The organism is Serratia marcescens (genome assembly GCF_006715005.1).
In the GTDB taxonomy this organism is placed as follows: domain Bacteria; phylum Pseudomonadota; class Gammaproteobacteria; order Enterobacterales; family Enterobacteriaceae; genus Serratia; species Serratia montpellierensis.
In genome coordinates, this window is sequence record NZ_VFMJ01000001.1 from 3435599 (window position 1) to 3458367 (window position 22769).

Consider the following 22769-nt stretch of genomic DNA (forward strand, 5'->3'; position numbering starts at 1 on the left):
CTGATGTTGGGAAAATTAACACTTGATGCGGTTCCGTACCACGAACCGATCATCATGGTCACCGTAGCCGCAATTATTGTCGGGGGCCTGGCAGTGCTGGCGCTGCTGACATATTTCGGCAAATGGAAGTGGCTGTGGAGCGAATGGCTGACTTCGGTCGACCATAAAAAAATTGGTATCATGTACATCGTCGTGGCCATGGTCATGCTGCTGCGCGGCTTTGCCGACGCCATCATGATGCGTAGCCAGCAGGCGTTGGCGTCCGCCGGCGAAGCCGGGTTCCTGCCGCCGCACCACTACGACCAGATCTTCACCGCGCACGGCGTTATCATGATCTTCTTCATGGCGATGCCTTTCGTGGTCGGCCTGATGAACGTCGTGGTGCCGCTGCAAATCGGTGCGCGCGACGTCGCCTTCCCGTTCCTGAACTCCCTGAGCTTCTGGTTCTTCGTGGTGGGCGTTGTGCTGATCAACATCTCCCTGGGGGTCGGTGAGTTCGCTCAGACCGGTTGGCTGGCGTATCCGCCGCTGTCGGGTAAAGAGTACAGTCCTGGCGTCGGGGTCGATTACTGGATCTGGAGTCTGCAGATTTCCGGTCTGGGTACCCTGCTGACCGGCGTGAACTTCTTCGCCACCATTCTGAAGATGCGTGCCCCTGGCATGCCTATGATGAAGATGCCGGTGTTCACCTGGGCGGCCCTGTGTACTAACGTCCTGATCATCGTTTCTTTCCCAATTCTGACCGTCACCATCGCGCTGCTGACCCTGGATCGCTATCTGGGCACCCATTTCTTCACCAATGATATGGGCGGCAACATGATGATGTACATCAACCTGATTTGGGCCTGGGGTCACCCAGAGGTGTATATCCTGGTTCTGCCGGTGTTCGGCGTGTTCTCCGAAGTCACCGCGACCTTCTCCAGAAAACGCCTGTTCGGCTATACCTCACTGGTATGGGCAACCATCGCGATCACCGTTCTGTCGTTCATCGTCTGGCTGCACCACTTCTTCACCATGGGGTCCGGCGCGAACGTTAACGCCTTCTTCGGTATCGCCACCATGATCATTTCCATCCCGACCGGGGTGAAAATCTTCAACTGGCTGTTCACCATGTATCAGGGCCGTATCAAGCTCAACTCCGCAATGCTGTGGACCGTTGGCTTCATCATCACCTTCTCCGTGGGTGGTATGACCGGCGTTCTGCTGGCGGTGCCGGGCGCGAACTTCGTGCTGCACAACAGCCTGTTCCTGATCGCTCACTTCCACAACGTCATCATCGGCGGCGTGGTGTTCGGTTGCTTCGCGGGCCTGACCTACTGGTTCCCGAAATCCTTCGGCTTCACGCTGAACGAAAAATGGGGCATCCGCGCGTTCTGGTTCTGGATCATCGGCTTCTTCACCGCCTTCATGCCGCTGTACGCATTGGGCTTTATGGGCATGACCCGTCGTATCAGCCAGAACATCAACCCTGAGTTCCACCCTCTGCTGCTGGTTGCAGCCGGCGGTGCGGCGCTGATCGCCTGCGGCATCCTGTGCCAGCTGATTCAGATCTTCGTCAGTATCCGTGACCGCGAACAGAACCGCGATCTGACCGGTGACCCATGGGGTGCTCGTACTCTGGAGTGGTCAACTTCGTCTCCACCGCCGTTCTATAACTTTGCCGTAGTGCCGCAGATTCACGACCGTGATGAATTCTGGGACATGAAAGAAAAAGGCGAAGCGTATAAGAAACCGGCTAAATACGAACCGATTCATATGCCTAAGAACACCGGCGCCGGCGTTATCATCGCCTTCTTCAGCCTGGTCTTCGGTTTCGCAATGATTTGGGAAATCTGGTGGATGGCTCTGGCCGGCTTCATCGGTATGATCGTTGTCTGGATCGGCAAGAGCTTCGATCACGATGTTGACTACTATGTGCAGGTTGATGAAATCGAGCGCATTGAGAACCAACACTACGAACAAATCCGTAAAGCAGGCGTGAACCATGTCAACTGAAACTCTGACCAATCATAACGCAGCCCATGCAGAGCATGGGCACCACGATGCGGGTGAGACCAAAGTCTTCGGATTCTGGATCTACCTGATGAGCGACTGTATTTTGTTTGCGAGCTTGTTCGCAACTTATGCAGTCCTGGTGAACGGGACCGCGGGCGGTCCCTCAGGCAAAGACATCTTCGACCTGAAGTTTGTCCTGGTCGAAACTTTCCTGCTGTTGTTCAGCTCCATCACCTACGGCATGGCGATGATCGCCATGAACAAGGGTAAAGTTGGCGGTGTAAACACCTGGTTGTTCCTGACCTTCCTGTTTGGTCTGGGCTTCGTGGCGATGGAAATCTATGAGTTCCATCACCTGATCGCCGAAGGCTTCGGTCCGGATCGCAGCGCGTTCCTGTCCAGCTTCTTCGCGCTGGTCGGCACCCACGGTCTGCACGTGACTTCCGGTCTGATTTGGATCGTCGTGATGATGATTCAGGTGAGCAAGTTCGGCCTGACCTCAGCCAACAAAACCCGCCTGATGTGCCTGAGCCTGTTCTGGCACTTCCTGGACGTGGTCTGGATCTGCGTATTTACCGTTGTCTACCTGCTGGGGGTTATGTAATGAGCCATTCATCCCATGAAACCTCTCACGGCGGCGCAAGCCACGGCAGCGTGAAGTCATACCTGATCGGCTTTATCCTGTCGATCATCCTGACGGTAATTCCATTTGCGATGGTAATGAACGGCACTGCCTCTCATTCCACCATCCTGGCGGTTGTTGTCGGTATGGCGGTTATCCAGGTGATTGTTCACCTGGTTTACTTCCTGCACATGAACACCTCATCGGAAGAGCGCTGGAACCTGGTGGCATTGCTGTTCACCGCTATGATCATCGGTATCGTTGTTGTAGGTTCACTCTGGATTATGTACAACCTCAACATCAATATGATGGTCGATTAAGAGCTGAGCTGCACGTGATGATTAAGCAATACCTGCAAGTCACTAAACCAGGAATTATTTTCGGCAATTTAATTTCTGTCGTTGGGGGATTCCTGCTCGCTTCCAAAGGGAGCATCGACTATCCCCTGTTTCTCGCCACCCTGGTGGGTGTCTCGTTGGTGGTCGCGTCGGGCTGTGTGTTTAACAACTACATCGACCGCGACATCGACAAGAAAATGGAGAGAACGAAGAATCGGGTGCTGGTAAAAGGCCTGATCGCGCCGAGTGTCACCCTGGTTTATGCGACCGCTTTGGGTATTGTGGGCTTTGCGTTGCTGTATATCGCAGCCAACCCGCTGGCCATGTGGCTGGCGGTGATGGGCTTCGTGGTTTATGTCGGCGTTTACAGCCTGTACATGAAACGCCACTCGGTCTACGGCACGCTGATCGGCAGCCTGTCGGGCGCCGCGCCGCCGGTTATCGGCTACTGCGCGGTGACCAACGAGTTCGACGCCGGCGCGTTGATCCTGCTGGCTATCTTTAGCCTGTGGCAGATGCCGCATTCTTATGCGATCGCTATCTTCCGCTTTAAAGATTACCAGGCGGCCAACATTCCGGTCCTGCCGGTGGTGAAAGGCATTTCCGTCGCCAAGAACCACATCACGGTCTACATCCTGGCATTTATGATCGCCACGCTGATGCTGACCCTGGTAGGTTATGCCGGCTACAAGTACCTGATCGTCGCTGCGGCGGTGAGCGTATGGTGGCTCGGCATGGCGCTGCGCGGTTACAAGACCGAAAACGACAGCGTCTGGGCGCGTAAACTGTTCGTGTTCTCCATCGTCGCCATCACCTCGCTGAGCGTGATGATGTCGATCGACTTCAGCGCCACGGCGGCGCCTGAAGCGCTGGTGACCTACGTTTGGTAAGCCAAATCATCTGTGAATGGGCCGCTTTTGCGGCCCATTTTATTTGTCACGCCGAAAAGCGGCCGAACTGTAATATCTGCTAAACAACATTCGATTTACCCCCCCTGCCCTGCACACTAAAATGACGCAGCTTTACAGAAGTCATGCCATCAGGCGCTGTTTCAACGTCTGATGGCATGGTTTTTACCGAGGTTTGATGTGAACGATAATTCAATGACCCCGCAGGAGCGCCGCGCCACCTGGGGATTGGGCACCGTATTCTCCCTGCGCATGCTCGGCATGTTTATGGTACTGCCGGTGCTGACCACCTATGGCATGGCGCTCAACGGCGCCAGCGAAGCGCTGATCGGCATCGCCATCGGCATCTACGGCCTGGCGCAGGCGGTGTTTCAAATCCCGTTTGGCCTGGTGTCCGATCGCATCGGCCGCAAGCCGCTGATCGTCGGCGGCCTGCTGATCTTTGCCCTCGGCAGCGTGATCGCCGCCGCGACCGATTCGATCTGGGGCGTGATCCTCGGCCGCGCGCTGCAAGGCTCCGGCGCGATCGCCGCCGCGGTAATGGCGCTGCTCTCCGATCTGACCCGCGAGCAGAACCGCACCAAGGCGATGGCGTTTATCGGCGTCAGCTTCGGCATCACCTTTGCCATCGCCATGGTATTGGGCCCTATCATCACCCACGCTTTCGGTCTGCACGCGCTGTTCTGGATGATCGCCGTACTGGCGCTGGCCGGCATTGTCATCACCCTGGCGGTAGTGCCTTCCGCCGACACGCATCTGCTGAACCGCGAGTCCAGCATCGTGCGCGGCAGCTTCCGCAAGGTGCTGAGCAACTCGCGCCTGCTGAAGCTCAACTTCGGCATCATGTGCCTGCATATCCTGCTGATGTCGAGCTTCGTGGCGCTGCCGCTGGCGATGGAAAAAGCCGGGCTGGCGGCCAGCGAGCACTGGATCGTCTACCTGGTCACCATGCTGGTATCGTTCGCCGCCGTGGTGCCTTTCATCATCTATGCCGAAAAATATCGCCGCATGAAGCAGGTGTTTATGGGCTGCGTGGCGGTGCTGTTCTGCGCCGAAGTGCTGCTGTGGCTCTCCGGCGCACACCTGTGGGGCATCATCGCCGGCGTGCAGCTATTCTTCATGGCCTTCAACGTGATGGAGGCCATTCTGCCTTCGCTGATCAGCAAAGAATCGCCGGCCGGCTACAAGGGCACCGCGATGGGGGTCTACTCCACCAGCCAGTTTATCGGCGTGGCGATCGGCGGCAGCCTCGGCGGCTGGCTGTACGGTTTGCAGGGGGCGGGCTTGGTGTTTATCGCCGGCGCCGTATTGGCCGCAGTCTGGTTCCTGGTCAGCAGCACCATGAAAGAGCCGCCGTATGTCAGCAGCCTGCGCATTACGCTGTCGGAACTGGCGGTGAAGGATTCGGCGCTGGAAAGCCGCCTGAAGGCGCAGCCCGGCGTGGCTGAGGCGATCGTAGTGCCGGAAGAGCGCAGCGCCTACGTCAAGGTGGATACCAAGCAGACCAATCGCGGTCAGCTGGAAGCGCTGGTCAATTCGCTGTAAAGAAACGGGGCCGGCAATGCCGGCCCCGTAGAGATTAATCGCGGAAGTTCTTGAACTGGAACGGCTGCCCCAGATCGCCGCCACGCACCAGCGCCATCACGCTCTGCAAATCGTCGCGTGACTTGCCGGTCACCCGCACTTCTTCGCCCTGGATCTGCGCCTGTACTTTCAGCTTGCTGTCTTTGATCAGCTTGACGATTTTCTTCGCCACAGAGGTTTCAATCCCCTGCTTCAGCTTGGCTTCCACGCTGTAGGTTTTACCGCTGTGGGTAAACTCTTCCGGGATCTCCAGCGCGGCGCCGTCGATGCTGCGCTTGCTCAGCTTTTCGCGCAGAATGTCGAGCAGCTGCTGCACCTGGAAATCAGACTCGGTGGCAACCTTGATGCTTTGGTCTTTCTCGTTTAGCTCAAAGCTGGCCGGCACGTTGCGAAAATCCCAGCGGGTGCCGAGATCGCGGGTGGCGTTCTCAACGGCGTTACGCACTTCCTGCATATCAATTTCGGAAACGATGTCGAAAGATGGCATACTTCTTCCTCCTGAATGAGTGCCTAATAGCTTAGGCGATTTTGATGCCGAGCATGATAACCGCTTTGCCGTCTCAGACAAAATCTGCTGAACGCACGCAGGGATAGCGCTTCGGGCTGCCATAAAGCCTATAGTTAATTCACGGTAATTGAGCGGTATTCCCGTGTTTCCAAGGAGACTGAATGAAAATAACCATTCTTGGTTGCGGCGCGCTCGGACAACTGTGGCTCTCCCGGCTGTATCAGCAGGGCCACGATGTACAGGGATGGCTAAGAGTGCCTCAGCCTTTTTGCGCGGTGAACGTGATAGAGCCGGAAGGCGTCTCGTTCAATCGCAACTTACCCACCAACGATCCGGAGCATCTTGCGCAAAGCGAGCTGCTGCTGGTGACGCTGAAAGCCTGGCAGGTGTCCAGCGCGGTCAGCGCGCTGCTGCCGAAGCTGAACCCCCAGTGCGCTATCTTGCTGCTGCACAACGGCATGGGCACCCAGGAGGAGCTGCCGCCGAACGGCCAGCCGATCCTGCAGGGCACCACCACCCACGCCGCGCGCCACGAAGGCAGCACCATTATCCACGTCGCCACCGGCATCACCCACATCGGCCCGACCTCGCCGGCCGCCCAGCACCTCAGCCACCTGGCGGAAGTGCTGCATCAGGCGCTGCCCGACGTTGCCTGGCACAACAACATCGCCTCGGCCAACTGGCGCAAGCTGGCGGTCAACTGCGTGATCAACCCGCTCACGGCGCTGTACGGCTGCCGTAACGGCGATCTGCAGCGCTACCCGGAACAGATCGAAACGCTGTGCCGTGAAGTCGCCAGCGTGATGGCGATGGAGGGCTACCACACCTCCTGTGAAGGCCTGATGCAATACGTGATGGACGTGATCCACAGCACCGCCGACAACGTTTCGTCGATGCTGCAGGACATCCGCAGCCAGCGGCACACCGAGATCGACTACATCACCGGTTACCTGCTGCGCCGCGCGCGCAGCCACGGCCTCGTGCTGCCGGAAAATGCGCGGCTGTTTGAACTGATTAAACGAAAGGAAAATGAATATGAGCGTATCGGCGCTGGTCTGCCTGGCACCTGGTAGCGAAGAAACCGAAGCCGTCACCACCATCGACCTGCTGGTGCGGGCGGGTGTAAGCGTCACTACCGCCAGCGTTGCCGGCGACGGCGAGCTGACTATCGTCTGTTCGCGCGGCGTCAAACTGCTGGCCGACGCGCCGCTGGTGGCGATCGTCGATGAGCCGTTCGACGCCATCGTGCTGCCCGGCGGCCTGAAAGGCGCAGAATGCTTCCGCGACAGCCCGCTGCTGGTGGAGAAGGTGCGGCAGATGCATCTGCAGGGCAACATCGTCGCCGCCATCTGCGCGGCGCCGGCGCTGGTGCTGCAGCACCACGATCTGTTCCCGGTCGGCAACATGACCGGCTTCCCTGGCCTGAAAGACCAGATCCCGGCGGATAAATGGATGGAGCGCCGCGTGGTATACGATGCCCGCGTCAACCTGCTCACCAGCCAGGGGCCGGGCACCGCGATGGAGTTCGCGCTGAAGCTGATAGACCTGCTGCTGGGTAAGGCCAAGGCGGCGGAGATCGCTGCGCAGCTGGTGCTGATCCCGGGAATGTACGACTTCCGCGACTGAGCGGCTTGCCGATAAAAAAAGGGCTGAACACCGGTTCAGCCCTTCTCATTTATGCCGCTCCGTGCGTTACGGGCGATAAACCTTCACGTTGCTGAAGCCTTGCTCCAGCAGGTACAGCGCCTGCAGGCGGCTCATCACGCCGCGCTCGCAATACAGCAGGTAGGTTTTGCTCTGATCCAGATCGCCAAACTGGGTGCTCAGCTTGTAGAACGGCAGCGCTTTCACTTCAACCTGTTCCAGCTGCAGCGGCTTCTCTTCCTGCTCGTCGTTGGAGCGGATATCCAGGATCACCTCGTCGGCGCCGAAGGCCGCGACGGTTTCCACCTCGGTCACCTGCTCCTGCGCCTGCTCGGCGATAGAGCGAATATCGACGTTCTTCGCTTCGCTCACCACCCGGTCGAGAATGCTGAAATCGAAGTGGCTCTCTTCCTCTTCAATCTTGGCCTTGACCGCTTTCACCGTCGGGCTCTTAGAAATCACGCCGCAGTATTCCGGCATGGTTTTGGCGAAGTCTTCGGTGCCGATTTCGCGCGCCAGCTTGATGATGTGCTCTTTATCGTGCGAGATCAGCGGACGCAGGATCAGGGTATCGGACGCATTGTCGATCAAACGCAGGTTGGTCAACGTCTGGCTGGAGACCTGCCCCAGCGCCTCACCGGTCACCAGCGCCTGCACGCCGTAGCGTTCGGCCACTTGCGAAGCGGCGCGCACCATCATGCGCTTGAGCACCACGCCCATCTGGCCATCGTCGACCTTCTCCAGGATCTCGCCCACCACCGGTTCGAAGTCGATGGCGACGAAGCGCACCTTGTGCGAGCTGGCGAAGCGGTTCCACAGGTAGTGCGCCACCTGCTTCACGCCAATCTCGTGCGCGGCGCCGCCCAGGTTGAAGAAACAGAAATGCACGCGGCAACCGCGACGCATCAGCATATAGCTGGACACGCCCGAGTCGAAACCGCCGGAAATCAGCGACAGTACGTCTTCCTGGGTGCCGACCGGGTAACCGCCGATGCCTTCGAGGCGGCGTTTGACCAACATCAGCTTGTCGTCTTCAATCTCCAGGTTTACCGTGACCTGCGGGCGGCTAAGGTTAACGCGCGCGCTCTCGATATGCTGGTTCAGGCCGCCGCCGACGTAACGCTCCACGTCCTGCGAGTTGAACGCCTGCTTGCCGCGGCGCTTGACGCGCACGCAGAAGGTTTTGCCTTCCAACTGGGCGCGGTAGGCTTCCAGCGTCTGCTCGAAGATGTGGTGGATGTCGGTATAAGCGCGGTCTTCCACTTCCAGAATATGGTGGATGCCGGGAATGCGCGTCAGGGCGTCGGCAATGATCGGCCGCTGGTTTTCATCTTTGGCGCGAACTTCGATATGATCCCAGTGACGGACGACCGCCAGCGTTTCATCATACTGCTTCAGGACGTTGCGAATATTGGTCGAGAGAATCTTGATAAAGCGCAAGCGCACAGATTGGCTCTTGATGGTGATTTCCGGGAACAATTTAATGATAAACTTCATGGCGGTCTTTGTTGTCAGATAAGAATTACGGCGCGGAGTATATCACCATATCGCCGCGCTCTGCGCACAAAACCACACATGAGCGCCATGATTTGCTAATCAAGATCCGCTAGGATAGGCTCTGGCGCCACGGTTCACATGATGACGTAAAAAGAAAATTATGCCGAAAAAACCAGCACAATCAGCCAGTACAGAGCAAACTGCCAGCTTTGAAAGCGCCCTCGGCGAGCTGGAAAGCATCGTGACGCGCCTGGAGTCAGGCGAATTGCCGCTGGAAGACGCGCTGAACGAGTTCGAACGCGGCGTACAGCTGGCGCGTCAGGGCCAGCAGAAACTGCAACAGGCGGAACAGCGTGTGCAGATACTTCTTAACGACAGCGCCGACGATGCGGCGCTGGCGCCTTTCACACCGGATGCCGAGTAACCGACATGTCTGAGATCGCCCCATCGGCCGCTTTTGCCGATCAACTGCAGATGTTCCGCCAGCGCGCCGATCGCGCGCTGCTGGATTTCATCGCCCCGCTGCCGTTCAACGACGGCAACATGGTGGCGGCGATGCGTCACGGCGCCTTGCTGGGCGGCAAGCGCCTGCGCCCGTTCCTGGTCTACACCACCGGCCAGATGTTCGGCGTGTCGCTGACCAACCTGGACGCGCCGGCGGCAGCGGTGGAATGCATTCACGCCTACTCGCTGATCCACGACGATCTGCCGGCGATGGACGACGACGATCTGCGCCGCGGCCAGCCGACCTGCCACATTAAATTCGGCGAAGCCAACGCGATCCTGGCCGGCGATGCGCTGCAAACGCTGGCGTTTTCGATCCTGGCCGATGCCGAGATGCCCGACGTGGCCCTGCGCGATCGGCTGGCGATGGTCTCCGAACTGGCGGCCGCCAGCGGCGTAGCCGGCATGTGCGGCGGCCAATCGCTGGATCTGGAAGCTGAAGGCAAGCACGTCGACCTGCAGGCGCTGGAGCAAATCCATCGCCACAAAACCGGCGCGCTGATCCGCGCGGCGGTGCGCCTGGGCGCGCTGAGCGCCGGCGAAGCCGGGCGAGCGGCGCTGCCGCAGCTGGATCGTTATGCCGCCGCGGTCGGCCTGGCGTTCCAGGTGCAGGATGACATTTTGGACGTTGTCGGCGAGACTGAGAAAATCGGCAAGCGCCAGGGCGCGGACCAACAACACGGAAAGAGTACCTACCCGGCGTTACTCGGGCTTGACAGCGCGAAAGCAAAAGCGTGGGATCTCTATCAGGAAGCATTAGCTGCATTGGACACTTTGGCAGCGCAATCTTATAACACAGCGCCATTGCGAGCGTTAGCCAGCTTCATTATTGAACGCGACAATTAACGTGTGACGTTAACTCCTCTGATATGAGTATCGAATGAGTCTTGATATAGCCAAATACCCAACCCTGGCGCTAGCGGAAAACCCCGAGGAACTCCGCTCGCTGCCCAAAGAGAGCTTGCCGAAGCTGTGCGATGAGCTGCGGCAATACCTGCTGAACAGCGTCAGTCGTTCCAGCGGCCACTTTGCCTCCGGGCTGGGTACCGTCGAACTGACGGTGGCGTTGCATTTCGTCTACAACACGCCGTTCGATCATCTGGTGTGGGACGTCGGCCACCAGGCCTACCCGCACAAAATTCTGACCGGCCGTCGCGACCGCATCGCCACCATTCGGCAAAAGAACGGCCTGCATCCGTTCCCGTGGCGCGCCGAAAGCGAATACGACGTGCTGTCGGTCGGCCACTCATCGACCTCGATCAGCGCCGGCCTCGGCATGGCGGTGGCGGCAGAGCGTGAAGGCAAAGGCCGCCGCACGGTGTGCGTGATCGGCGACGGCGCCATCACCGCCGGCATGGCGTTCGAAGCGATGAACCACGCCGGCGACATCAATCCGGACATGCTGGTGGTGCTGAACGACAATGAGATGTCGATCTCGGAAAACGTCGGCGCGCTGAACAACCACCTGGCGCAGCTGCTGTCCGGCAAGCTTTACTCCACCCTGCGCGAAGGCGGCAAGAAAGTGCTGGCCGGCGTGCCGCCGATCAAGGAGCTGGTGAAACGCACCGAAGAGCACCTGAAAGGCATGGTGGTGCCGGGCACGCTGTTCGAAGAACTGGGCTTTAACTACATCGGCCCGGTAGACGGGCACGACGTGCAGGGACTGGTCGCCACGTTGAAAAACATGCGCGATCTGAAAGGCCCGCAGCTGCTGCACATCATGACCAAGAAAGGCCGCGGTTACGCGCCGGCGGAGAAGGATCCGATCAGCTTCCACGCGGTGCCGAAGTTCGATCCTGCCAGCGGCACGCTGCCGAAAAGCGCCGGCGGTCTGCCGACCTATTCGAAAATCTTCGGCGACTGGCTGTGTGAAACCGCCGCCAAAGACAGCTCGCTGATGGCAATCACGCCGGCCATGCGCGAAGGCTCCGGCATGGTGCAGTTCTCCCGCGACTACCCGCAGCAATATTTCGACGTGGCGATCGCCGAGCAGCATGCGGTCACCTTCGCCGCCGGGCTGGCGATCGGCGGCTACAAGCCGGTGGTGGCGATCTATTCCACCTTCCTGCAACGCGCCTACGACCAGCTGATCCACGATGTGGCGATCCAGAACCTGCCGGTGATGTTCGCCATCGATCGCGGCGGTATCGTCGGCGCCGACGGCCAGACTCACCAGGGGGCGTTCGATCTGTCGTTCATGCGCTGCATCCCGACCATGGTGATCATGACGCCAAGCGACGAGAACGAATGCCGCCAAATGCTGTATACCGGCTATCACTACAATGCCGGCCCGAGCGCCGTGCGCTACCCGCGTGGCTCCGGCACCGGCGCGGCGCTGGAGCCGCTCAGCCTGCTGCCGATCGGCAAAGGCGTGGTGCGTCGCCAGGGGGAAAAGATCGCCATTCTCAACTTCGGCACCCTGCTGCCGGAGGCCGCGCAAGCGGCGGAAGCGCTCAACGCCACGCTGGTCGACATGCGCTTCGTCAAACCGCTGGACGAACAGCTGGTGCTCGAACTGGCCGCTAGCCATGAAGCACTGGTCACGCTGGAAGAGAACGCGATCATGGGCGGCGCCGGCAGCGGCGTCAACGAACTGCTGATGGCCAAACGCCGCCCGGTGCCGGTGCTGAACCTCGGCCTGCCGGACAGCTTCGTCTCGCAGGGCAGCCAGGAAGAGCTGCGCGCCGATCTGGGGCTGGACGCCGCCGGTATTCAGCGCCAAATCGAAACCTGGCTGGCGCAGTAATCACCGCCTGCATCTGACAAACGCCTCCGCCTGCGGGGGCGTTTTCATTTCCGCCCTCCGGGATCCGCGCTACAGTTACTGTCTGAGCTGTGAATGGGAGGCAAGCATGAAGTACCTGAAACTGGGCAACACCGATCTGAACGTCTCGCGCATCTGCCTGGGCTGCATGACCTACGGCGAGCCAAACCGCGGCAATCACGCCTGGACATTGCCGGAAGAGAGCAGCCGCCCGCTGCTGAAACAGGCGCTGGAAGCCGGTATCAACTTTTTCGACACCGCCAACAGCTATTCCGACGGCAGCAGCGAGGAGATCCTCGGTCGAGCGCTGCGCGACTATGCGCGCCGCGAGGACGTGGTGATCGCCACCAAGGTGTATTTCCCGCTGAGCAACCTGAAGCGCGGTTTATCGCGCGCCAACATCATGCAGTCCATCGACGACAGCCTGCGGCGCCTGGGCACCGACTATGTCGATTTGCTGCAAATCCATCGCTGGGATTACGAAACGCCGCTGGAAGAGACGCTGGAAGCGCTGCACGACGTGGTGAAAGCCGGTAAGGCGCGTTACATCGGCGCCTCCTCGATGTACGCCTGGCAGTTCGCCAAGGCGCTGTATACTGCCGATCTGCACGGCTGGACGCGCTTCGTCAGCATGCAGGATCAATACAACCTGATTCAGCGCGAAGAAGAACGCGAGATGCACCCGCTGTGCGCCGCCGAAGGCATCGCCGTGCTGCCGTGGAGCCCGCTGGCGCGCGGCCGCCTGACCCGCCCCTGGGGCGAAACCACCGCGCGGCTGGTTTCCGACCAGTTCGGCAAGAGCCTGTACGAGGAAACCGAAGGCATTGACGCCATTATCGCCGAGCGCGTCGCCAGCCTCGCCGACGAACGCGGCGTTTCACGCGCGCAGATCGCGCTGGCCTGGCTGCTGAACAAGCCGGCGGTCAGCGCGCCGATCGTCGGCGCTTCGCGCAGCGAACAGCTGGACGACGCCATCGCCGCAGTCGATTTGAGTTTGTCGCCGCAAGAGGTGGCGGAACTGGAGACGGCTTACGTGCCGCACCGGGTGACGGGGTTTGAATAAAGAGAAGCGGGCGCGACGAAGCGCGCCCGTCTGTCAGAACAGCCCGATCGGCCAGTGGTGCCCAATCAGGTAGATGATGCCGGCGGACAGCACGCCGGCGATGATATCGTCGACCATGATACCCATACCGCCATGCACGTTGCGGTCGAACCAGCGGATCGGCCACGGCTTCCACATATCCAGAATGCGGAAGATGACGAAACCGGCGGCGACCCAGCGCCAATCGTTGACCGGTAACGCCATCAGCGTGATCCACATGCCGACGAATTCGTCCCAGACGATGCTGCCGTGATCGTGCACCTTCATGTCTTTTGCCGTGCGATGGCAAATATAGACGCCGATGCAAATGCTGAACATCACCGCCAGCGAGTAGAGCTGCCACGGCAGTTGGATCAGCAGCAGCCAGAACGGAATCGCCGCCAGCGATCCCATGGTGCCCGGCATCACCGGCGACAAACCGCTGCCAAAACCGGTGGCCAGCAGGTGCCACGGGTTGCTCATCCGCAGCCGGCGCTTGGCTTCATCCATGGCTGCCCGGCTCCGCGTTGAAATGATCGAACCCAATCCAGTCCAGCTCTACCGCTTCGTCGTTGCGATAATAGCGGATGCCTTCAGACAGCGGGCCAATTTGCCCGATGCAGGTGTAGTCAGCCCCGAGGTGGCTCAGCGCCACTTCCAGCGCGCCGCGGTTGATCTCCGGCACGGTGAAGCACAGCTCGTAATCTTCGCCGCCCGCCAGCGCCCAACGCAGCGCCTGCTCGGCATCGGCGTGGCTGCTCAGCGCCTGCGACATCGGCAGCTCGTCCAGAACAATGCGTGCGCCACAGTCACTGGCCTTCAGGATGTGCTTCAGATCGGAAATCAGGCCGTCGGAGATGTCGATCGCCGAGCTGGCCAGATCGCGCAGCGCCTGCCCCTGCAGCACGCGCGGCTGCGGCCGCAGATGGCGAGCGACCAGATAATCGCGCGCCGCCGTATCCGTCACCGCCAGGCGATCCTGCAGGATCGCCAGACCGGCGGCGCTGTCGCCCAGCGTGCCGGTCACATAGATCCAGTCGCCGATGCGCGCACCGCTGCGGGTCAGCGCCCGGCCGGCCGGGATCAGTCCCTGAATGGTCAAGGTCATGCTCAGCGGGCCGCGCGTGGTATCACCGCCTATCAGCTGCATGCCGTAATAGTTGAGCTGATCGAACAGGCTGTCGCTGAAGGCTTTCAGCCACGGCTCGTTCACCTCCGGCAGGGTCAGGGCCAGCGAGAGCCACGCAGGATCGGCGCCCATCGCCGCCAGATCGCTGAGATTGACCGCCAGCGCCTTGTAACCGAGATCGGCCGGATCGATGTCCGGCAGGAAGTGAATGCCCGCCACCAGCGTATCGGTACTGACGGCCACCAGCTGTTTTTCCGGCACTGCCAGCAGTGCGCAGTCATCTCCAATGCCCAACTGTACATCCCGGCGCACGCGCTTAAACCGGTCAAAATAGCGGGCAATGAGGTCAAATTCGCCGCATGCCATATCGATATTCCACTAGAAGAAATTAAGGCCGGGAATGCCGGCCTTAATGTTTTACTTTTTCTTGCGAAGGGTTGGCGCCACTTTATCCAGCACCCCGTTCACAAACTTGTGGCTGTCTTCCGCGCCGAAGGTTTTCGCCAGCTCGATCGCTTCGTTAATCGCCACCTTGTAAGGGACATCCTCGCGCATTTTCAGTTCAAACAGCGCGACGCGCAGCACCGCGCGCTCCACCTGACCCAGCTCTTCGAGCTGACGCGACAGGTAAGGCGCCATCAGTTCGTCCAGCATACCTGCATTCACTGCCGCGCCGGACAGCAACTCGCGAAAATAGGCGACGTCAACATCTTTGACATCCTGCTCCGTCAGGAACTGGTGTTCAACATCGGCAAGGTCGTTTTTAGACAACTGCCAAGAGTAAAGCGCTTGAACAGCGCACTCACGAGCGCGGCGACGAGCAGCAGGTTTCACGGAATTCCCCTTAACTAAATTCAGGCTTTAATAGCTTTGATAACATTAATCATTTCAAGTGCGGTCAGCGCGGCTTCAGCGCCCTTGTTGCCCGCTTTGGTGCCGGCGCGTTCGATCGCCTGTTCGATGCTTTCGGTGGTCAGCACGCCAAAGGCAACCGGGATTTCGGCATTCATCGCAACGTTGCCGATGCCGGAGCTGGCTTCGCCCGCCACATATTCGAAGTGCGCGGTGCCCCCACGGATAACGGTGCCCAGCGCGATAACCGCGTCGTATTTGCCGGTTTTGGCCAATACGCTCGCCGTCAACGGCAGCTCGTAAGCGCCCGGGACCCAGACAACGGTGATGTTGTCGTCAGCAACCTGACCAATGCGTTTCAGTGCGTCGATGGCACCTTCCAGCAGGCTGTCGTTGATGAAATTGTTAAAACGTGCAATTGCGATCGCCACACGGGCATTTGGAGTAGCAACAACACCTTCGATAACTTTCATGGGCTTTCCTTAAAAATGGGTTCAATACCCCGCAGGGGGGCGGATTCTATCATATTCTTTCATCGCCTGCGCGGCGCTTTTGTAAAACCGGCGCGCGGGCGCGAGATTCAGTGTTTCGCCCGCAGGCGCAAACGCAGATCGGGGCCAACCTGACGCACATCGCTAAAGACGAATTCCGGCGCGTCGGCCAACCGCTCCAGGCCCGGCAGGTGGCACAGGCCACGGCCATTATCGCCCAACAGTTTCGGCGCGATGTACAAAATGAGCTCATCCACCAGGCCGGCCTGCAGCAATGCCCCGGCCAGCGATGCCCCCGCCTCCACCCAGATTGAATTCACCTGGCGTTTGGCCAACAGCATCATCATCACCACCAGATCGACGCCGCCGCCGTGCGCCGGGCAGATAAACTGCTCAACGTCTTGCGGCCAGCTCTGTTCATCCGCCTGCAGGCGCGCCAACCAGGTGGCGCCCGGCTGCTGCACCACGCGGTGCTGCGGGGTAATGCGATTTTGGCTATCGAGCAGGATGCGCAGCGGCTGGCGCAGATTTTCGCGCGGATAGAGGCGCTGCGTCTCGGCGTCCAGCTCATCCCATCGCACGGTCAGCGACGGATCGTCCGCCAACACGGTGGCGCTGGTGCTGAGAATGGCGGCACTCTGCGCGCGCAGACGCTGCACGTCCTGGCGCGCTTCGGGTGAGGTGATCCACTGGCTTTCGCCGGAGGCCATCGCCGTGCGGCCGTCCAGCGACGCGCCCAGCTTCAGCTGCACATAGGGGAAACCGGTGCGCATGCGTTTGAGGAAGCCCAGGTTGACCGCTTCGGCCTCGGCCAGCATCAGGCCATGACGGACTTCGACGCCGGCCTGCTGCAGCTTGTACAGCCCGCGCCCCGCCACCTGCGGATTGGGATCTTGCATCGCCGCGACCACCCGCGTCACGCCGGCGGCCACCAGCGCATCGGCGCAGGGCGGCGTGCGGCCGTGATGGCTGCACGGCTCGAGCGTGACATAAGCGGTGGCGCCGCGCGCCTTGTCGCCCGCCATGCGCAGCGCGTGCACTTCCGCATGCGGCTCGCCGGCGCGCAGGTGATAACCTTCACCGACAATTTCGCCGTCACGCACGATAACGCAGCCGACGTTCGGATTGGGCGCAGTCGTGAAACGCCCCAGTCGCGCCAGTTCGAAGGCGCGCGCCATGTAAAATTCGTCGTGATGCATGAAAGATCCTTTAGTCTTGCAGGCGGGCAATCTCTTCGCCGAATTCGCGCACGTCTTCGAAGCTGCGGTACACCGACGCAAAGCGAATGTAGGCAACCTTATCCAGCTTTTTCAACGCGTCCATCACCAGATTGCCGACTAATTTAGTCGGCACTTCGCGTTCGCCGGTGGCGCGCAGTTGGGATTTGATATGGTTAAGGGCGTTTTCCACGTCGTCCGAGCTGACCGGGCGCTTTTCCAGCGCTTTCAGCATGCCGCGACGCAGTTTGTCTTCGTTGAACGGCTCGCGCACCTCATCGCTTTTAATCACTCGCGGCATCACCAGCTCGGCCACCTCGAAGGTGGTGAAGCGTTCATTGCATACCAGACACTGGCGACGACGGCGCACTTGCGATCCGTCCCCCACCAGGCGGGAATCAATGACTTTGGTATCAACGGCGGCGCAGAAAGGGCAATGCATAACACGTCCTGATAAACGTTTTTTATAGATAAATGCAGTTTAACCCGAAGTGCAGCCACAACAAAGAGCGGCGGCCATTTGTTGCGACAGGCGGCGGGAAGGCGACAGCGATATGACTTTCACCGCCATGCGGACTAAGCTGATAGCAGGAGACTCAGCATAGGAAATCGCCGTCATGACAACCTGTTACCCCAAAATCGCCCTGCTCGCCGCCGCCATTTTGCTGGCGGGCTGCGCGCACAACGCCGCCGTGCCCCAGCTGCGCCATCAGGTCGCCGCGCTGAACCAGAAAGTGAGCGTGCTGACCGACCAAACCACCGCGCTGGAGCGGCAGAATCTGCTCAATCAGCACTCCGACAACGGCGTCTACCTGCTGCCGGCAGCCCGGAGCGCCGCCCGTTTGCAGAGCAGCCTCGGCGAACTGAGCGTTTCACTGAGCCACATCAAGAGCGAAGCCAACGGCACGCAGGCGCAGCTGCATGTGCGCATCCTCTCACAGGCCACGCTGCCGCCGTTCAACGCGGTGGTGGAATGGGGCCAGCTGGATGAAGCCACCGGCCGGCCGTTGACCGCCGAAGCGCTGTCGCAACCGATCGCCAGCGCCGATTCGCTGCTGCCGAAACCCGGCCAGGACTTCGAACTGCGCTTCAGCGGCCTGACGCCGGAACAGCTCGGCTATATCCGTCTGCACAGCCTGGTGGCCACCGCACAACCGGCGGTGGTGCAGCAACACTGAAACTCAAAGCAAAAAAAAGGAGCGCCATCGGCGCTCCTTCTCATTTCGCTGAATACTGCGGCGGTTAAGGCAGAATCGAAGGCTGATCCGCGCCCTCTTTTTCCACTTTTTGCTGCAGCATGTGCTCGCGTTTCATCCCCAGCTTCAACGCCAGCGCGGACGCGACGTAGATGGAGGAAACGGTACCGATCGACACGCCGATCAACATCGCCAGCGAGAAGCCTTGCAGCATCGCGCCACCGAAGATGTACAGCATCAGCACCACCATCAGGGTAGTACCGGAAGTCATCAGCGTACGGCTCAGCGTCTGGGTCAACGACACGTTCATGATCTCGTAAGGCGTGCCGCGGCGGATCTTGCGGAAGTTCTCACGAATACGGTCGGATACCACGATACTGTCGTTCAGCGAGTAACCGATAACCGACATCAGGGATGCGACGATGGTCAGGTCAATCTCGATGTGGAACAGCGACAGCACGCCCAGCGTGATGATCACGTCGTGCGCCAGCGCGATAACCGCCCCCAGCGCCAGGCGCCATTCGAAGCGGAAACCGACGTAGATCAGGATACAGATCAACGCCACCAGCAGCGCCATGCCGCCGGTTTGTGCCAGCTCGCTGCCCACGCTCGGGCCGACGAACTCGATGCGCTTCACGGTGGCGTTTTTATCCACCGAGTCGTTGATCACGCCGATCACCTTGTTGCCCAGTTCCTGGCCTGCGGTGCCGGTCGCCGGTGGCATGCGCACCATCACGTCGCGGCTGCTGCCGAAGTTCTGGATAATCGGATCCTGGAATCCGGCCTTCTCCAGCGTATCGCGCATCAGATCGAGGTTAGCCGGCTTCTCCAGGTTGATTTCAATCACCGTACCGCCGGTGAAATCCAGACCCCAGTTAAACCCGCGCACCGACATGGTGACAATCGACGCGACCAACAGCAGCAACGAGATGCCGAAGGCCAAATAGTCCCAGCGCATAAAGTCGTAGACTTTACGGCCGTAGTTGAGTTGCTCAACAGTATAATCCTGTGCCACAACGCACTCCTCAGATAGACAGCTTGTTAATGCGTTTGCCGCCGTAAAGCAGGTTGACGATGGCACGGGTACCGACAATCGCGGTGAACATGGACGTCGCCACACCGATAGCGGTGGTGATCGCAAAGCCCTTGATCGAACCGGTGCCGACTGCGTACAGGATGACCGCGGTGATCAGGGTGGTGATGTTGGCGTCGACGATACTGGAGAACGCGCCTTTATAGCCCTCATGGATCGCCTGCTGAACGGACCTGCCGTTCTTCAGCTCTTCCTTGATACGTTCGTTAATCAGTACGTTGGCGTCAACCGCCACCGCCAGCGTCAACACGATCCCGGCAATACCCGGCATGGTCAGCGTCGCCCCCGGTAACAGGGACATCACGCCGACGATCAGCACCAGGTTGGCGACCAACGCCGTGGTGGCGATCACGCCGAACTTACGGTACCAGACCACCATGAAGACGATGGACGCCACCAGGCCCCACAGACAGGCTTCCAGACCTTGGGTGATGTTCTGCTGACCCAGGGTTGGACCGATGGTGCGCTCTTCAACGATCTGAATCGGCGCGATCAGCGCACCCGCACGCAGCAGCAGCGAAAGCTGGCGCGCTTCGTTCGGGTTGCCGATACCGGTGATGCGGAAGCTGTTGCCCAGACGTGACTGAATGTTCGCCACGTTGATCACTTCTTCCTGTTTCACCAGCACCGCACGGCCGTTGGCGTCTTTCTTGCCGCTGTCCTTATACTCCACGAACAGGGTCGCCATCGGCTTGCCGATGTTGTCCTTGGTGAAGTTGGACATGGACGTGCCGCCGGCGCTGTCCAGCGAGATGTTAACCTGCGGCTGGTTGTATTCGTCGGTGCTCGAGGTGGAGTCGGTGATGTGGTCACCGGTCAGGATCACGCGCTTGTACAGCACGATCGGCTGGCCGTCACGGGTGTATTTCACCTCGGAATCGCCCGGCACGCGGCCGTTGGCCGCCGCAGTGGCGTCCGCATTGGTGTTCACCAGACGGAATTCGAGGGTCGCGGTGGCGCCCAGAATTTCTTTGGCGCGCGCGGTGTCCTGAATACCCGGCAGCTCGACCACGATGCGGTCGGCGCCCTGGCGCTGCACCAGCGGTTCGGCGACGCCGAGCTGGTTGACGCGGTTACGCAGGATAGTGATGTTCTGCTGGACGGCGTATTCGCGCGCTTCGCTCAGACGGGCGTCCGTCAGGTTGGCTTTCATGGTGTTGGCGCCGTTGGCGGACAGCACCAGATCGCGCTGACGCGGGCCGATGTAGCTGATGGCCTGGTCGCGAGCCGCATCGTCACGGAAGCGAACTTCCACGCCGTTGTTGTCCAGCTTGCGCAGAGACGCGTAAGGAATACCCTTCTCGCGCAGCTCGCTGCGCAGGGTATCCATGGTCTGTTCCTGCAGCTTGCTCAACGCGGTGTCCATGTCCACTTCCATCAGGAAGTGCACGCCGCCGCGCAGGTCCAGGCCGAGTTTCATCGGTTCTGCGCCCAGCATGGCCAGCCAGGTCGGCGTGGCCGGCGCCAGGTTCAGCGCCACGACGAATTTGTCACCCAGCTCGGTCACCAGCGCTTCGCGGGCGCGCAGCTGAACGTCAGGATCTTTAAAGCGAGCCAGGATGGCGCCATTTTCCAGCGCAATCGACTTGCTCGCAATGTTGTCTTTTTCTAATACGGTACGGACCTGGTCCAGCGTAGTTTCACTGGCGGCGACACCGCGCGCGCCAGTGATTTGTACGGCCGGATCCTCACCGTAGATGTTGGGAAGCGCATAAAGCAGACCGACGAGGATCACGACGATCAACATCAGATACTTCCACAAAGGATAACGGTTTAGCACGGCAATTCCCTTCGGGAAAAAAGATTACAGGGCCTTCATGGTACCTTTCGGCAGAACGGCCGCCACGAAGTCACGCTTGATCATCACTTCCGTGGTGTCGTTCAGCGCGATGGCGATGATGCCGGTGTCGGCCACTTTGGTCACGCGACCGATCAAGCCGCCAGTGGTCAGCACTTCGTCGCCTTTACCGATGGAGTCCATCAGCTTCTTGTGATCTTTCGCGCGTTTCTGCTGTGGGCGCAGGATCATGAAGTAGAAGATCAGGCCGAACACCACCAGCATAATGATCAGAGAGTACGGGCTTCCCTGAGCCGGAGCCCCTGCGGATGCGACGGCGTCAGAAATGAAAAAGCTCATTGAAATTCCCTCATTAAGTTATCAATTATTAGATCAAGCGTTTAAAGGCGGAATCGGCTTGCCGATCCGACCATAGAAATCCGCAACAAACTGCTCTAATTTACCCTCTTCGATAGCCTGGCGTAAACCCGCCATGAGGCGCTGGTAGTGACGCAGGTTATGAATCGTGTTCAGTCGAGCACCCAATATTTCGTTGCAACGGTCGAGATGGTGCAAGTAGGCGCGGCTGTAATGGCGACACGTGTAGCAATCACAGTCCTTATCCAGCGGAGAAGTATCATCCTTGTGCTTGGCATTACGGATTTTTACCACACCGTCAGTCACGAACAAATGGCCGTTGCGGGCGTTGCGGGTCGGCATGACGCAGTCGAACATGTCGATGCCGCGGCGCACGCCTTCCACCAAATCTTCCGGCTTGCCGACGCCCATCAAATAGCGTGGCTTATCTTCCGGAATTTGCGGGCAAACGTGTTCAAGAATGCGATGCATATCCTCTTTCGGCTCGCCTACAGCCAAGCCGCCCACAGCGTACCCGTCAAAGCCGATATCCACCAGCCCTTTGACGGAAACATCACGTAAATCTTCGTAAACGCCGCCCTGAATGATGCCGAACAGCGCATTTTTATTTTCCAGCTCGTCGAAACGCTTGCGGCTGCGCTCCGCCCAGCGCAGCGACATTTCCATCGAACGCTTGGCGTAGTCCCAGTCGGCCGGGTACGGCGTGCACTCGTCGAAGATCATCACGATGTCGGAACCCAGGTCATACTGGATTTCCATCGATTTTTCCGGGCTCAGGAACACCTTGTCGCCGTTGATCGGGTTGCGGAAGTACACGCCTTCCTCTTTGATCTTGCGCATCGCCCCCAGGCTGAATACCTGGAAACCGCCGGAGTCGGTGAGGATCGGGCCCGGCCACTGCATGAAGTCGTGCAGATCGCCGTGCAGTTTCATGATCTCCTGGCCCGGGCGCAGCCACAGGTGGAAGGTGTTGCCCAGCAGGATCTGCGCGCCGGTCTCTTTCACTTCTTCCGGCGTCATGCCCTTGACCGTGCCATAGGTACCGACCGGCATAAAAGCCGGGGTTTCCACCACGCCGCGGTCGAAGATCAGGCGGCCGCGACGCGCGCGGCCATCGGTAGTGTCTAATTCGTACTTCACAAAGCCTCCAGCATCAGAGAAACAGTCTGATGTCGTTGAAACGGGGCCGCG

At 59.7% G+C, this 22769-nt stretch carries 24 protein-coding genes; 12 read left to right on the forward strand and 12 right to left on the reverse strand.

Annotated elements, in window-relative coordinates; translation table 11 throughout:
* Positions 1 to 3: 3 nt before the first annotated feature.
* The 5 genes from cyoB to FHU12_RS16740 all read left to right on the forward strand — a co-directional run bounded on the left by cyoB (position 4) and on the right by FHU12_RS16740 (position 5408).
* Positions 4 to 1995, forward strand: a complete 1992-nt coding sequence (gene cyoB, locus FHU12_RS16720) for a cytochrome o ubiquinol oxidase subunit I (protein WP_141970663.1) — start codon at positions 4 to 6, stop codon at positions 1993 to 1995.
* Complete coding sequence (locus FHU12_RS16725) at positions 1985 to 2599, forward strand: cytochrome o ubiquinol oxidase subunit III (RefSeq protein ID WP_141970665.1); 615 nt, start codon at positions 1985 to 1987, stop codon at positions 2597 to 2599. Before cyoB ends, FHU12_RS16725 begins: the two co-directional genes overlap by 11 nt.
* Positions 2599 to 2937, forward strand: coding sequence for a cytochrome o ubiquinol oxidase subunit IV (locus FHU12_RS16730; RefSeq protein ID WP_004940369.1), 339 nt, complete (start codon positions 2599 to 2601; stop codon positions 2935 to 2937). Before FHU12_RS16725 ends, FHU12_RS16730 begins: the two co-directional genes overlap by 1 nt.
* Before the next feature lie 17 nt (positions 2938 to 2954).
* On the forward strand, positions 2955 to 3845 hold the full coding sequence (cyoE, locus tag FHU12_RS16735) for a heme o synthase (RefSeq protein ID WP_025301761.1): 891 nt from the start codon (positions 2955 to 2957) through the stop codon (positions 3843 to 3845).
* A gap of 198 nt (positions 3846 to 4043) precedes the next feature.
* Positions 4044 to 5408: an MFS transporter gene (locus FHU12_RS16740; RefSeq protein WP_048232836.1), complete on the forward strand. Its 1365-nt coding sequence runs from the start codon at positions 4044 to 4046 to the stop codon at positions 5406 to 5408.
* Between the two features lie 34 nt (positions 5409 to 5442).
* Here FHU12_RS16740 and FHU12_RS16745 read toward each other — a convergent pair whose 3' ends face one another.
* The gene (locus tag FHU12_RS16745; RefSeq protein WP_025301759.1) at positions 5443 to 5934 is read right to left on the reverse strand and encodes a YajQ family cyclic di-GMP-binding protein; all 492 of its coding nucleotides are present in this window, start codon (positions 5932 to 5934) and stop codon (positions 5443 to 5445) included.
* A gap of 182 nt (positions 5935 to 6116) precedes the next feature.
* On the opposite strand from FHU12_RS16745, the gene panE reads away from it, so the two are divergent.
* Together panE and yajL are read left to right on the forward strand one after the other, a co-directional pair.
* Entirely contained in the window at positions 6117 to 7028 is a 912-nt protein-coding gene (gene panE, locus FHU12_RS16750; RefSeq protein WP_141970667.1) for a 2-dehydropantoate 2-reductase, read from the forward strand.
* A complete protein-coding gene (yajL, locus tag FHU12_RS16755) occupies positions 6991 to 7581 on the forward strand; it encodes a protein deglycase YajL (protein WP_141970669.1) in 591 nt (196 codons plus the stop codon). The genes panE and yajL overlap by 38 nt, the downstream gene beginning before the upstream one ends.
* A 66-nt stretch (positions 7582 to 7647) precedes the next feature.
* Here yajL and thiI read toward each other — a convergent pair whose 3' ends face one another.
* Positions 7648 to 9096 (reverse strand): tRNA uracil 4-sulfurtransferase ThiI, encoded by a 1449-nt coding sequence (gene thiI / locus FHU12_RS16760; protein ID WP_141970671.1) that lies wholly within the window; start codon positions 9094 to 9096, stop codon positions 7648 to 7650.
* Between the two features lie 160 nt (positions 9097 to 9256).
* Between thiI and xseB the strand changes: the two genes are divergently transcribed.
* The 4 genes from xseB to FHU12_RS16780 all read left to right on the forward strand — a co-directional run bounded on the left by xseB (position 9257) and on the right by FHU12_RS16780 (position 13427).
* Positions 9257 to 9520: an exodeoxyribonuclease VII small subunit gene (gene xseB, locus FHU12_RS16765; RefSeq protein ID WP_015376838.1), complete on the forward strand. Its 264-nt coding sequence runs from the start codon at positions 9257 to 9259 to the stop codon at positions 9518 to 9520.
* Positions 9521 to 9525: 5 nt separating this feature from the next.
* Entirely contained in the window at positions 9526 to 10446 is a 921-nt protein-coding gene (gene ispA / locus FHU12_RS16770) for a (2E,6E)-farnesyl diphosphate synthase (RefSeq protein WP_141970673.1), read from the forward strand.
* Positions 10447 to 10480: 34 nt separating this feature from the next.
* A complete protein-coding gene (gene dxs / locus FHU12_RS16775) occupies positions 10481 to 12346 on the forward strand; it encodes a 1-deoxy-D-xylulose-5-phosphate synthase (protein ID WP_141970675.1) in 1866 nt (621 codons plus the stop codon).
* A 106-nt stretch (positions 12347 to 12452) separates the two neighbouring features.
* Positions 12453 to 13427 carry an aldo/keto reductase gene (locus FHU12_RS16780; protein ID WP_060432550.1) on the forward strand — a complete coding sequence of 325 codons (975 nt, stop codon included), beginning with the start codon at positions 12453 to 12455 and terminating at the stop codon, positions 13425 to 13427.
* A gap of 33 nt (positions 13428 to 13460) precedes the next feature.
* Here FHU12_RS16780 and pgpA read toward each other — a convergent pair whose 3' ends face one another.
* The 6 genes from pgpA to nrdR all read right to left on the reverse strand — a co-directional run bounded on the left by pgpA (position 13461) and on the right by nrdR (position 17576).
* Positions 13461 to 13955, reverse strand: a complete 495-nt coding sequence (gene pgpA, locus FHU12_RS16785; protein WP_004940382.1) for a phosphatidylglycerophosphatase A — start codon at positions 13953 to 13955, stop codon at positions 13461 to 13463.
* Positions 13948 to 14940 (reverse strand): thiamine-phosphate kinase, encoded by a 993-nt coding sequence (gene thiL, locus FHU12_RS16790; RefSeq protein ID WP_141970676.1) that lies wholly within the window; start codon positions 14938 to 14940, stop codon positions 13948 to 13950. Before thiL ends, pgpA begins: the two co-directional genes overlap by 8 nt.
* Positions 14941 to 14991: 51 nt before the next feature.
* The gene (gene nusB / locus FHU12_RS16795) at positions 14992 to 15408 is read right to left on the reverse strand and encodes a transcription antitermination factor NusB (protein ID WP_004940384.1); all 417 of its coding nucleotides are present in this window, start codon (positions 15406 to 15408) and stop codon (positions 14992 to 14994) included.
* A gap of 20 nt (positions 15409 to 15428) precedes the next feature.
* Positions 15429 to 15899 carry a 6,7-dimethyl-8-ribityllumazine synthase gene (ribH, locus tag FHU12_RS16800; protein ID WP_004940385.1) on the reverse strand — a complete coding sequence of 157 codons (471 nt, stop codon included), beginning with the start codon at positions 15897 to 15899 and terminating at the stop codon, positions 15429 to 15431.
* Positions 15900 to 16006: 107 nt separating this feature from the next.
* Complete coding sequence (gene ribD / locus FHU12_RS16805; RefSeq protein WP_141970678.1) at positions 16007 to 17116, reverse strand: bifunctional diaminohydroxyphosphoribosylaminopyrimidine deaminase/5-amino-6-(5-phosphoribosylamino)uracil reductase RibD; 1110 nt, start codon at positions 17114 to 17116, stop codon at positions 16007 to 16009.
* A 10-nt stretch (positions 17117 to 17126) separates the two neighbouring features.
* Positions 17127 to 17576, reverse strand: coding sequence for a transcriptional regulator NrdR (gene nrdR / locus FHU12_RS16810; protein WP_004940387.1), 450 nt, complete (start codon positions 17574 to 17576; stop codon positions 17127 to 17129).
* 175 nt (positions 17577 to 17751) lie between these two features.
* On the opposite strand from nrdR, the gene FHU12_RS16815 reads away from it, so the two are divergent.
* A complete protein-coding gene (locus FHU12_RS16815) occupies positions 17752 to 18312 on the forward strand; it encodes a SadB/YajI family lipoprotein (RefSeq protein WP_141970680.1) in 561 nt (186 codons plus the stop codon).
* A gap of 64 nt (positions 18313 to 18376) precedes the next feature.
* On the opposite strand, the gene secF is transcribed toward FHU12_RS16815, so the two are convergent.
* From secF to tgt, 4 genes are read right to left on the reverse strand one after another with little or no spacing between them, the layout of a single operon-like run.
* On the reverse strand, positions 18377 to 19345 hold the full coding sequence (gene secF / locus FHU12_RS16820) for a protein translocase subunit SecF (RefSeq protein WP_004940389.1): 969 nt from the start codon (positions 19343 to 19345) through the stop codon (positions 18377 to 18379).
* Between the two features lie 10 nt (positions 19346 to 19355).
* Complete coding sequence (secD, locus tag FHU12_RS16825; protein WP_141970682.1) at positions 19356 to 21203, reverse strand: protein translocase subunit SecD; 1848 nt, start codon at positions 21201 to 21203, stop codon at positions 19356 to 19358.
* A 24-nt stretch (positions 21204 to 21227) separates the two neighbouring features.
* Positions 21228 to 21560 (reverse strand): preprotein translocase subunit YajC, encoded by a 333-nt coding sequence (yajC, locus tag FHU12_RS16830; protein WP_004940391.1) that lies wholly within the window; start codon positions 21558 to 21560, stop codon positions 21228 to 21230.
* A 33-nt stretch (positions 21561 to 21593) separates the two neighbouring features.
* Positions 21594 to 22718 carry a tRNA guanosine(34) transglycosylase Tgt gene (tgt, locus tag FHU12_RS16835; protein ID WP_141970684.1) on the reverse strand — a complete coding sequence of 375 codons (1125 nt, stop codon included), beginning with the start codon at positions 22716 to 22718 and terminating at the stop codon, positions 21594 to 21596.
* Positions 22719 to 22769 lie beyond the last annotated feature (51 nt).

What these genes read in the sequence shown, in the direction of transcription:
- cyoB (WP_141970663.1), top strand. Translation starts at nt 4, where the DNA reads ATGTTGGGAAAATTAACACTTGATGCGGTTCCGTACCACGAACCGATC.
- FHU12_RS16725 (WP_141970665.1), top strand. Translation starts at nt 1,985, where the DNA reads ATGTCAACTGAAACTCTGACCAATCATAACGCAGCCCATGCAGAGCAT.
- FHU12_RS16730 (WP_004940369.1), top strand. Translation starts at nt 2,599, where the DNA reads ATGAGCCATTCATCCCATGAAACCTCTCACGGCGGCGCAAGCCACGGC.
- cyoE (WP_025301761.1), top strand. Translation starts at nt 2,955, where the DNA reads ATGATTAAGCAATACCTGCAAGTCACTAAACCAGGAATTATTTTCGGC.
- FHU12_RS16745 (WP_025301759.1), bottom strand. Translation starts at nt 5,934, where the DNA reads ATGCCATCTTTCGACATCGTTTCCGAAATTGATATGCAGGAAGTGCGT.
- panE (WP_141970667.1), top strand. Translation starts at nt 6,117, where the DNA reads ATGAAAATAACCATTCTTGGTTGCGGCGCGCTCGGACAACTGTGGCTC.
- yajL (WP_141970669.1), top strand. Translation starts at nt 6,991, where the DNA reads ATGAGCGTATCGGCGCTGGTCTGCCTGGCACCTGGTAGCGAAGAAACC.
- thiI (WP_141970671.1), bottom strand. Translation starts at nt 9,096, where the DNA reads ATGAAGTTTATCATTAAATTGTTCCCGGAAATCACCATCAAGAGCCAA.
- xseB (WP_015376838.1), top strand. Translation starts at nt 9,257, where the DNA reads ATGCCGAAAAAACCAGCACAATCAGCCAGTACAGAGCAAACTGCCAGC.
- ispA (WP_141970673.1), top strand. Translation starts at nt 9,526, where the DNA reads ATGTCTGAGATCGCCCCATCGGCCGCTTTTGCCGATCAACTGCAGATG.
- dxs (WP_141970675.1), top strand. Translation starts at nt 10,481, where the DNA reads ATGAGTCTTGATATAGCCAAATACCCAACCCTGGCGCTAGCGGAAAAC.
- FHU12_RS16780 (WP_060432550.1), top strand. Translation starts at nt 12,453, where the DNA reads ATGAAGTACCTGAAACTGGGCAACACCGATCTGAACGTCTCGCGCATC.
- pgpA (WP_004940382.1), bottom strand. Translation starts at nt 13,955, where the DNA reads ATGGATGAAGCCAAGCGCCGGCTGCGGATGAGCAACCCGTGGCACCTG.
- thiL (WP_141970676.1), bottom strand. Translation starts at nt 14,940, where the DNA reads ATGGCATGCGGCGAATTTGACCTCATTGCCCGCTATTTTGACCGGTTT.
- ribH (WP_004940385.1), bottom strand. Translation starts at nt 15,899, where the DNA reads ATGAAAGTTATCGAAGGTGTTGTTGCTACTCCAAATGCCCGTGTGGCG.
- ribD (WP_141970678.1), bottom strand. Translation starts at nt 17,116, where the DNA reads ATGCATCACGACGAATTTTACATGGCGCGCGCCTTCGAACTGGCGCGA.
- nrdR (WP_004940387.1), bottom strand. Translation starts at nt 17,576, where the DNA reads ATGCATTGCCCTTTCTGCGCCGCCGTTGATACCAAAGTCATTGATTCC.
- FHU12_RS16815 (WP_141970680.1), top strand. Translation starts at nt 17,752, where the DNA reads ATGACAACCTGTTACCCCAAAATCGCCCTGCTCGCCGCCGCCATTTTG.
- yajC (WP_004940391.1), bottom strand. Translation starts at nt 21,560, where the DNA reads ATGAGCTTTTTCATTTCTGACGCCGTCGCATCCGCAGGGGCTCCGGCT.